The following is a 394-nucleotide window of genomic DNA, read 5'->3' on the forward strand; positions in this document are numbered from 1 at the left end:
ACCGTGCCGTGGCGGACCACTACGCCGTCTTTGAGGATGAACACCGAGTCGGCGAGCTTCTGCGCCTCCTCCAGCAGGTGGGTGGTCAGCACGATGCCCAGCCCCAGCTCGCGCAGGTGCTGGACGAGGTCGAAGACCATCTGCCGGGACTGCGGGTCCAGGCCGGCGGAGGGCTCGTCCAGGAAGACGACCTCCGGGCGGCCGATCAGGCTGGCGGCCAGGGCTGCGCGCTGCTTCTGCCCGCCGGAGAGCCGGCGGATATTGGTAGTCATGAAGTCCGCCATGTCCAGGCGCGCCACGAGGTCCTCCACGGGCCAGGGGTCCTGGTGGAGGCGGGCCACATGGCGCAGCAGCACACCGGGCTGCGGGGACTGGGGGAGTCCGCCGTCCTGCA

The 394-nt window shown here is 70.6% G+C and carries 1 protein-coding gene; it reads right to left on the minus strand.

The annotated features are described in order from the left end of the window. On the minus strand, window positions 1-394 hold a 394-nt coding region (locus MWC30_RS22095), incomplete at both ends, for an ATP-binding cassette domain-containing protein (protein ID WP_368860934.1).

Source organism: Desulforhabdus sp. TSK (assembly GCF_022836495.1).
Lineage (GTDB): Bacteria > Desulfobacterota > Syntrophobacteria > Syntrophobacterales > Syntrophobacteraceae > Desulforhabdus.